General features: G+C 55.9%; 7 protein-coding genes. 6 read left to right on the top strand and 1 reads right to left on the bottom strand.

The features are described from left to right. The 3 genes from ABX962_RS22350 to ABX962_RS22340 form a co-directional block, all read left to right on the top strand. A partial coding sequence (locus tag ABX962_RS22350) for a MotA/TolQ/ExbB proton channel family protein (protein ID WP_372722464.1) occupies positions 1 to 312 on the top strand: 312 nt, incomplete at its 5' end. A 366-nt stretch (positions 313 to 678) separates the two neighbouring features. Beyond that, on the top strand, positions 679 to 1,092 hold the full coding sequence (locus ABX962_RS22345; RefSeq protein WP_008689706.1) for a biopolymer transporter ExbD: 414 nt from the start codon (positions 679 to 681) through the stop codon (positions 1,090 to 1,092). A gap of 108 nt (positions 1,093 to 1,200) precedes the next feature. After that, positions 1,201 to 3,063 carry a squalene--hopene cyclase gene (locus tag ABX962_RS22340; RefSeq protein WP_372722462.1) on the top strand — a complete coding sequence of 621 codons (1,863 nt, stop codon included), beginning with the start codon at positions 1,201 to 1,203 and terminating at the stop codon, positions 3,061 to 3,063. A 132-nt stretch (positions 3,064 to 3,195) separates the two neighbouring features. On the opposite strand, the gene ABX962_RS22335 is transcribed toward ABX962_RS22340, so the two are convergent. Further along, the gene (locus ABX962_RS22335; protein ID WP_372722460.1) at positions 3,196 to 6,069 is read right to left on the bottom strand and encodes a M16 family metallopeptidase; all 2,874 of its coding nucleotides are present in this window, start codon (positions 6,067 to 6,069) and stop codon (positions 3,196 to 3,198) included. Between the two features lie 183 nt (positions 6,070 to 6,252). Between ABX962_RS22335 and ABX962_RS22330 the strand changes: the two genes are divergently transcribed. From ABX962_RS22330 to ABX962_RS22320, 3 genes are all read left to right on the top strand, one after another. Next, positions 6,253 to 6,576, top strand: a complete 324-nt coding sequence (locus ABX962_RS22330) for a Rieske (2Fe-2S) protein (protein ID WP_372722458.1) — start codon at positions 6,253 to 6,255, stop codon at positions 6,574 to 6,576. Between the two features lie 132 nt (positions 6,577 to 6,708). Beyond that, on the top strand, positions 6,709 to 7,467 hold the full coding sequence (locus ABX962_RS22325; RefSeq protein ID WP_372722456.1) for a YqjF family protein: 759 nt from the start codon (positions 6,709 to 6,711) through the stop codon (positions 7,465 to 7,467). Between the two features lie 731 nt (positions 7,468 to 8,198). Beyond that, the coding region (locus ABX962_RS22320) for a hypothetical protein (RefSeq protein ID WP_372722454.1) at positions 8,199 to 8,792 on the top strand (594 nt) is incomplete at its 3' end.

The following is an 8,792-nucleotide window of genomic DNA, read 5'->3' as shown; positions in this document are numbered from 1 at the left end:
GTTGCTCCGCTGCTGGGCTTGTTGGGCACCGTACTGGGAATGATCGAAGCGTTCGAGACGATCAGTTCACAAGAATCGATCGGCCGACCGGAGATGCTGGCATCCGGGATCAGTACCGCACTGATGACCACCGCGGGTGGGTTGATGGTCGCCATCCCGGCTTATTTGGCCTACATGTATTTCAGTAGCAAAAGTGATCGGTACTTAGGCGAGATCGACAAGTTGTGCCAACGCGTGGTCGATTGTATTTCGGCCGAGGGACTCGAGAACTCTGGCAATGCACGACCGCAGCGGAAACGTCGAGCTGCGTAGGGGGGGCGAATATTGAACCTGAGAATTCGTGCTTCACTCATCACTTAGTTAGCCGTTTGGGCGCTAGCCCCGGTTCGAGAGTGACGAAACCGTAGCTACGCTCGCCAGAGCGTGGATAAGTGTCAATGGTTGCCGCGGAATTCGCGTCACCACCTTCTGCCGAAGGTAGCTACAAGAAATGCTTCATTGCGTTGGCAAGAACGGCTAAACGACGAACTTCAAACAACACAAAAACTGCACGATCTCCCAGGCTTTGAACTAAATACTCATGCTGATGACAGGCTGGAAGCCAATCCCACGGCGAAGATGACAGGCTGGAAGCCTATCCCACAGAGACGATGAACGAACGACTTATCGAGTGAAATTATGGCAATTCGACGCGAACGAGCAGAAGATGCGACGATCAATTTGACGCCGATGATCGATGTCGTTTTTCTACTGATCATCTTTTTTATGGTCGGCAGTAAATTTAGCGAGGCAGAAAGCCGAATTAATGTAAATGTTCCTTCGGTGGGCGATCTGCGGTCGATGACGCGGGTGCCTGACGAGCGGGTTGTCGTGGTGGCCAATGATGGATCACTGACGCTCGACGAAACGCCGGTCACGATTGCACAGTTGTCGGAGACGCTTCGCAATCAACATGCAAATTATCCGGCACTGAAAGTCGCGGTCCGCGGCGATGGCGAAAGCTCTTTTCAACAAGTGGCCGAAGTGCTGCACGCGGTTCGCAGCAGTGGTGTCCAGCAAGTCGGATTGTCGGCAAAAAGCACTCGGCGCTGAGCAGCCACGGGGATCGACTGTTTTGTCGTTGCTGTTTCGGCAGCCGACAAACCCTTTTCTCCCATTTGAAAGCAAAGACTGATACTTCGATTCCTCGACGGTGACGACGTGCTTTCCTTTTCGTTCAACCGATCGCTTATCGCGTTGCAAACCTCGTATTCGCTGTGGGCGGATCGACGTTTGGTGTACGCCGTTGCGGCGGTGGCGGTGGCCCTGTTGCTGGTGACGATTTGGTTGTTCCGGCGACAAAAACGCCAAGGCCGCCAGGCTGGAATCATCTGCTTGATCGGCTCGGTTGTACTGCACCTTGTTCTGCTGTTCCTGGTGCCCTATTTGCCAAAACCAGCGGGAGGGGCCGCGGAAAGCCACCCTGAATCGGACGATACGATCGGGATCCAGGACATCGAATTCTCGTCATTTGATCCCGAGATGCAGCGCGAGGATCATTCCCAGGCCGCGGATCAGCCCTCGATCGCGCCGTTGCCCGTTTCCGATTTGGCCGACTCGCTCATCGATCCCGAAGTGGAAGAGGTGGCGGAAGCGGAGAGCGATCAGCCCGATTCGCCCGTATTGGATTCAAGCGAAGCGGAGGTTCCGTCCTCGCTCGTGCCTCCATCACTTGTAGCCGAGTCGACGACCGCCGTCGATTCGATGATGGACAGCTTGGACGCCGACTTTCAAAAATTGTTCGAGCCCGAACCAGAAACGAAACCGGTCACCGAAGTGGCTCAGACGCCCCCGGCGGACACGCCGCCGATGGATCCGGTAGCTGAGCCTACACCGCAACCGGTCGTCGCCAGCACGGAGCCGACCTCGCGACAAGTCGAAGCGGTACCCGTTTCGGCATCGACCGCTAATCGCGCCTTCGTGGCGGGAGCCGAAGAAAATGATTTCGCCAATCGCGTGGGACGAGCGAAAACCGAAGCTCTGATTGAAACCGGCGGAAATTTGGAAACCGAGGCAGCGGTCGCTGCTGCACTTAAGTTTTTGACCGCAAACCAACGAGCCGACGGAGCTTGGGATCCACGCGCCAGCGGTGCGGGGCAGGAGCGGCAACCGCTGGGAATGAACCGCGGCGGAGCGGGGGCGCGAGCCGAAACGGCAATAACCGGCCTGGCGCTATTGTCGCTGATGGGCGCCGGACAGACGCATCAACAGGGCGAGTATGCCGACAACGTTTATCGCGGACTGGTCTATTTGATCCAGAACCAAAAACCGGATGGATCGCTGGCGGGCAACGCGTCGATCTACGCTGCGACTTATGCCCACGGGATGGCGGCGCTAGCGATGTGCGAGGCGGCTGCGATCACCCGTGATGCTTCGGCAATCCAATCGGCTCAGCGAGCGATGCAGTACACGCAAAGCATGCAGCATTCCGGCACTGGCGGTTGGCGATATACCAAGGGCGACACCGGAGATTTGAGTCAACTGGGCTGGCAAGCGATGGTATTAGACGCCGGCAGCCGCGCAGGGATTCGCCCAAGCGATGCCTCGGTTCGCGGCATGGAACGTTTTTTACGCAGTGTTCGTGCGGGCCGTGTCGGCGGTTTGGCCAGCTATCGCGGTGGCGAGGCGCCCAGTCGTACGATGACCGCCGAGGCGCTGGCGACTCGATTGCTGATTGGCCAGCGGGTGCCGCAAGCCGAGATCGACGAAGCCGAGATCGCGCTGTTGCAACAGAAGCCAGGTGTCGGGCAAGACAATTATTACTACTGGTACTACGCCACGCTCGCGCTTCATCAGTTGCAAGACGAGGCATGGGAAGAGTGGAACCGGGCGTTGCAGTCGCGGTTGTTGTCGACTCAATTGCCCGATGGACAATGGCCGACCGAAAGCGTGTGGGGCGGTTATGGCGGATCGATCTATACCACGTCGATGGCCACGCTTTGTCTGGAAAGCTATTACCGTCACACGCTGCGTGAATCGAAAGCCAAAATCGCCCAGCAGCCCCCTGCGACGTGGCAGCGGTAAGTCGACGCTGCCGTAGCGAAAGTCGCGAAGACTTTCGGTCACGTTGGGGGCCAGACGAAATGCGTTCAGGGGGCGGACGAAACTCTTGGCGAGTTTCGCTACGCGTTAATTTCGCGACCTGAATCGGCTTTCTTACTGAGCGGCTTCGCCTTCTTTGACGCTTGCAAAGTCGCCTGCGATGGCCATCACCAGCTTCTCGGGCTGGATGTAGTTGCGAATCGCCTCGTTGACCGATTCCAGCGTTGCCGCTTGAATCTGAGCCTCGTGCTCGGCTTCGTACGCCATCGTTCGTTCGTTGAACAGCGAGCTGAGCAAGTCCGATGCGAGTGACGAATCGTCCGCTCGGCTAACCCGGTTACGCTGCAAGTAGGCTTCTTTCGCCTTGGCGAGTTCGTCCGATGTGATGCCCTCTTTGCGAATCCGATCAATCTCTTCGCGAATCACGCGGATCAACTTTTCGCGATTGGCAGGGTTGGTGATCGCGTAGAGAGTAAAGTCGACGCGATTGTCTTTCGCTCGTGCGGTCACACTGCTCCGCACGCCGTAGGACAACCCTTCCTGCTGACGCACGCGATCCGCCAATCGACTGCTAAGACTGCCGCCGCCGAGGATAAAGTTGCCAAGCACAAGCGAAGCGTACGCGGGATCCGCGTCACTCAGTTCGTACTGCTCGCTGGAATAGAAAAATGCGTTCGCTTTGTCCGGTGTTTCAATCGATTCAAGCGAGCCTTCGATTCCAGGATGCGGATTGCGATCGACACGAACGTACGGCTCAGCGACTTTCCAATCGGCGAGTTCTTTCGACAGCATCGACTTCAGCTCTTCGGCATCAAAATCACCGACCGCTGCGACTTCACCCGCTTGATTGCCAAGAAAGTTGTCATGCAGTTGTTGGATCTGTTCTGCCGTGACGCTGCGGTACATCTCGAGTTGCTCGTCGATCGATTGCACGTACAGCACGTGGTCGGATTCGTAAGGCGACAATCGTTTACGTACCGAGAGTGGTGCGAGGGCTTGCGGCTCGTTTTCGCTCTGCTGCAAACTGGTCACCACTTGACGGCGAATCACCTCGAGTTCGTCCCCCGAGAGTCGTGGGTGACGCAACACGTCACCAAGCAGTTCCACCACTTCGGGCAGAAATTCTCGTTTCGTTTTGACTTGGACCTGCAGCAAACCGACGGTGCTATTGATCGTCAATTCGGCACGCAGACGCGTCAATTCGTCTTGGAATGCTTGGTAATCGAGGTCTTTGGTTCCCTTGGACATCAACATCCCAAGCAGTTCCACCGCACCAACTTTGCCTTTGAGCGTGTCGCCAGTTCCAAATCGGAACGTCATGTTTAGCGTGACCGCACCACCGCGAGTTTTCTTGGGCAGCATCGCATAACGAATCCCGCCGACCAAATCACCACGCTCGGTCCGCTCTTCGATTGCCAATGGCGAAGGATCGATCATTTCGCCCGCGGCGATCGCTTCACGTCCTTCGTAGTCTTTGAACAACTCGGCCAAGTTGGGCGATTCGGGGATCGAGACACGTTGCGATTCTTCGCTCGGGATGAACAATCCAACGGTGCGGTTGTTGCGAAGGAAATAACGCTCGGCTGCTTGTTGGACTTGTTCGACCGTCAAGTTTTCGATGCGGTCGCGATACAGCAGATACAAACGCCAATCGCCCTGCGCGGCCCAATCGCTCAGCGCGACTGCGATCTTGTCGGTATCGGACGACGCCAGTTCACGCTCTTTCAAAATTTGCTGTTTCGCGCGTTCGACCTCTTGTTCGGTGATCGGGTTTTCCGACAACGATTTCTCGACGACATCCAACAGCGTTTGGCGGGCTTGTTCGATCGAGTTTTCTTTGGGGATTTCCGCGATCGCCATAAACATGCCGGGTTCGGTCAATCCGTACGCCAACGTGAACACGTTGCTGGCGATCTCGGTTTCGACCATCTGTTTGTAAAGTCGGCCGCTTGGTTCATCGCCCAAAACGTAGACGAGGGCTTTCATCGCCGCGTAGTCTTCGTGGCTGCCCGAGGGAATGTGGTAAGCCGATCCGACATACTGAACATCACCCACGCGTCGCAGCACAACGGTCCGTTCCCCGTCTTGCGGCGGTTCGGTTGTGTAGGTTTGGTCGATCGGCGTGTCAGGCGACTTCAGTTTGCCAAACGTTTCTTGGATCTGCTGCAGTGCGTGATCGGGATCGAATTTGCCCGCCACAATCAGCATCACATTATCAGGCCGATAGTACTTTTTGTAGAATTGGCGAAGCTTCACCACAGGCACTCGCTCGATGTCGCTGCGGTTACCGATCGTCGATTGACCGTAGTTATGCCAGTCGTAAGCCGCCGATTGCATCCGCTGCATCAACACGCGGATGGGCGAGTTTTCGCCGCGTTCAAACTCGTTGCGGACGACCGTCATTTCGCTTGCGAGGTCTTCACCACGCACGAAGCTGTTCAGCAGTCGATCGGATTCCAATTCCAGCGCAAAGCGAAGATTTTCGTCACTGGCAGGAAGCGTTTCGTAATAATTGGTGCGGTCCAGCCAAGTCGTTCCGTTGAATCGAGCGCCTCGATCGGTCAGCACCTTGGGGACTTCGGGAAAAGTGGGGGTTCCTTTGAACAGCATGTGTTCCAGCAGGTGAGCCATGCCGGCTTCGCCGTAACCTTCGTGTCGCGACCCGACAAACAGCGTCATGTTGACCGTGACCACCTCTTTGCTGTCGTCGGGAAACAGCAGCACGCGAACTCCATTTTCGAGTACGTATTCAGAGATTCCTTCGAGTTCAGTTACTTTTTTGGGCACGGGGCTGTGACTTTCCGTCGAGTTGGTTTGATTGTTTTTCGAGTCAGCGGGCTCGTCGGCAACGGCACGACTCGCAGCGGCAAGGGCCAACAGCACCGCTATCATGCCAAGTTGCTGATAACCGGCGAACCGGTAACCGGGGAACAGGCAATTGGGGAACAGGCGGGCTCGAATTGAATCAACTGGGTTTCTGAAATCCATCGCAACAATTGCTCCGTGGGGTCGTTTCCATGGGTTACCTAAGATTGCGGTTGATTGTAACGTTTGATTCGGATCGTTGATAATGGGCTATATCCGCTGCGGAACGATTGTCCGCTGCGGTACGATCCTGCCAGCCCCGTTCACTAGCGTCACCGCAACCCTGCGAAAATCGAGGAACATCGGATGTCAGATCATGTGCAAAACTGGGTCGATGTTGCGGCAGAAGAGGATTGTGTCGAAGGCCATGCGGTCGAAGTCTTGGTCGACGGCCAAGTGATCGCGATCTTTCACGAGCAAGGCGAGTGGTTTGCGATGGATGGAATGTGTGCCCACCAGGGTGGCCCGATCGCACAAGGGCATGTTGCCAGCGGTTGTGTGACCTGTCCGTGGCACGGTTGGCAATATGAGTTGTCGACTGGGATTCAGACGATTAACCGTCAACCGCTGCAAAAAACGTATGCGGTGCGTGCGTGTGATGGACGAATCGAAGTCGACATGAATTCGTAATCGTCGCTTATTGCTCTGCAAAAGTAGCGTTCAAAATGACTTGACGCTCGTTCCAGGGCTCCCGTCTGGGAACCCGTCGCCGGAAAGGCAATTTTCGCGGGAGCGAAAGGCGACTTTATAAAAGGCAGCTCGATGATCGACATGAATATCGACCGGATCGCTCCGACGTGTCGACCGAGTGGCCGCTGTGACGGCACCCAATCATGGCAGTCGCTGCTATTTATGCACTGGCGTGTCCCTGTCGAAACGCTGTCGCGGGTCATTCCGAGTGCTTTGGAATTGGACACATTCCAAGGGGACGCCTACCTCGGAATTGTGCCGTTTCAGATGCGAGCGATCCGGCCTCGTTGGCTGCCTCGATCGATGGCATTCAATTTTCTTGAGACGAATGTTCGCACATACGTCGTGCATCGCGGTCGTCCGGGCGTCTATTTTTTCTCGTTGGACGCCAGTTCACGATTGGCGGTCATGGCCGCCCGGTGGGGGTGGTCGCTTCCCTATTTCTATGCCTCGATGAGTCATCGCCTCGATTCGGGGAAAATTCGCTACAAAAGTCGTCGAGCCTCCGGAGTGCGGCACGATGTTTCGTTTCGCGTCGGCACGGAGGAGTCGATTTCGCAGCCAGGCACGCTCGATCATTTCTTGTTTGAGCGATATTTGTTGTTCGTCGAGCGTCACGGCGAGGTGCATGTCGGACAAGTCCATCACGATCCCTATCGCGTGCGGACCGCCGAAATCGATGAACTCGACGATGACCTCGCTCGGGCCGCTGGCGTGGACCTGCCTGTGGGGATGCCCGATTTGGCTCATTACTGTGACGGTGTCGATGTGGAAGTGTTCGGAATCCAACCCGCCACGATCGAGTCCGCGGGTCACACCGTCTCCACCTAGACATGTCGTGTCGGTTTTAAGTTCCGTGGTCGCAACCACTTGCTTCGCTCTCTCCGAGACAAGTTTCGCACGGGGTCGAGCGTGTTAAACGACTCACGTCGAACGATTTAAGAGCCGCACGAACTGTTGGAATTGGGGGAGCAATCTTGGAATGGGGGGCAATCGACTCGTCTTCGCCAACGTGACCGTGAGGCTGAGAACCTCGTCAAAGGTGGGGAGCGAAAAAGGCTGTGTGCTAGCAACGTTGAGTTCTATTTGCCCTCTACGTAGTTTACTTGTTCTGCCATCCAGGGGGTGGTGACCCAAATTCCCGGCTCTATCGGGGAACTTTCGACGGGTCAACTCGTCCAAAGCTGCACGCGATTATGTGGATTTTTCCGCCTCCATGCTGATTCCGTCGGGGGGTATGAAGAATCGTTCCCGCTTGGGAGCCCTCATTTTCGCTACGACCTGTATGCACAACCTGGATAGGAAAGTGACCGGCAATATGCCGCGAAGCATTTATTTGAAGGCAAAAAACGCGCAACTATACTCGGCCAAAGAGTTTCGAGACTCTGCTGCGCGCTGCGGTGCGCGACAGCCAGGGTTTCGGGGTTCAACTTATCGTTTTTTACCCATTTGCCTCGTCGAGCGACCTATGGTTCGTCAAGGCCAGTCTCAACTTACATCATCCTCCATCTCTCTAAAGCACAACGGAATTGGCTTTGGGGTTCGCCCGGAAGGTTCGGTCTATGACCTCGCGTAAGCGACATTTATCGTCATCGTCTTCGTCTGTCTCGAATTCAGAACTTCAGCGATCTGCTAAGAAGTCGAAGTCTTCGCATAAGAATTCGCGCAAGAAGGCTCGTCGTCAGCACATTCTGGAAACTCTCGAAGCACGCCAATTATTGGCCGGGCCGCAGTTAATCGGCATCCAGCCCAACGATGGCGACCTGATCGTCGATGGCTCGGTTCGCGATAGCGCCCCGAGTGTTTTGACGTTCCGCTTTGACCAAAATCAGCAGATCGACGCCAATACGCTCGATGGCATTCGCATCACCCGTCCAGGCGAAGACGGCATCTTCCAAACCGCGGACGATCTACAAATCACCCCCGGCTTGGTCACGCTCGGTGATCCGAACGAAAACGAAGTCGTGGTCCGCTTTGCCGAGTCGTTGCCCGATGACCAGTACCGCGTCGAAGTGTTCGGGTACGACGATCCAGGATTGGGGATCAGTGGTCTTCGCAACATTCAAAACGAATTTCTGGTTCCTCGTACCGCCGGTGCACGATCCGAGGTCATCAACTTTAGCCTGCGTCTCGGTGCGTTGGTCGAAGCCGTGGTG

Source organism: Novipirellula sp., from assembly GCF_041583735.1.
In the GTDB taxonomy this organism is placed as follows: Bacteria; Planctomycetota; Planctomycetia; order Pirellulales; family Pirellulaceae; genus Novipirellula.
The sequence above is the reverse complement of the archived record's forward strand: the minus strand, read 5'-3'. Positions and strand labels throughout refer to the sequence as shown.

Coding starts and splice junctions, on each gene's coding strand:
- ABX962_RS22345 (WP_008689706.1), top strand. CDS start 679: ATGGCAATTCGACGCGAACGAGCAGAAGATGCGACGATCAATTTGACG.
- ABX962_RS22335 (WP_372722460.1), bottom strand. CDS start 6,069: ATGGATTTCAGAAACCCAGTTGATTCAATTCGAGCCCGCCTGTTCCCC.
- ABX962_RS22330 (WP_372722458.1), top strand. CDS start 6,253: ATGTCAGATCATGTGCAAAACTGGGTCGATGTTGCGGCAGAAGAGGAT.
- ABX962_RS22325 (WP_372722456.1), top strand. CDS start 6,709: ATGATCGACATGAATATCGACCGGATCGCTCCGACGTGTCGACCGAGT.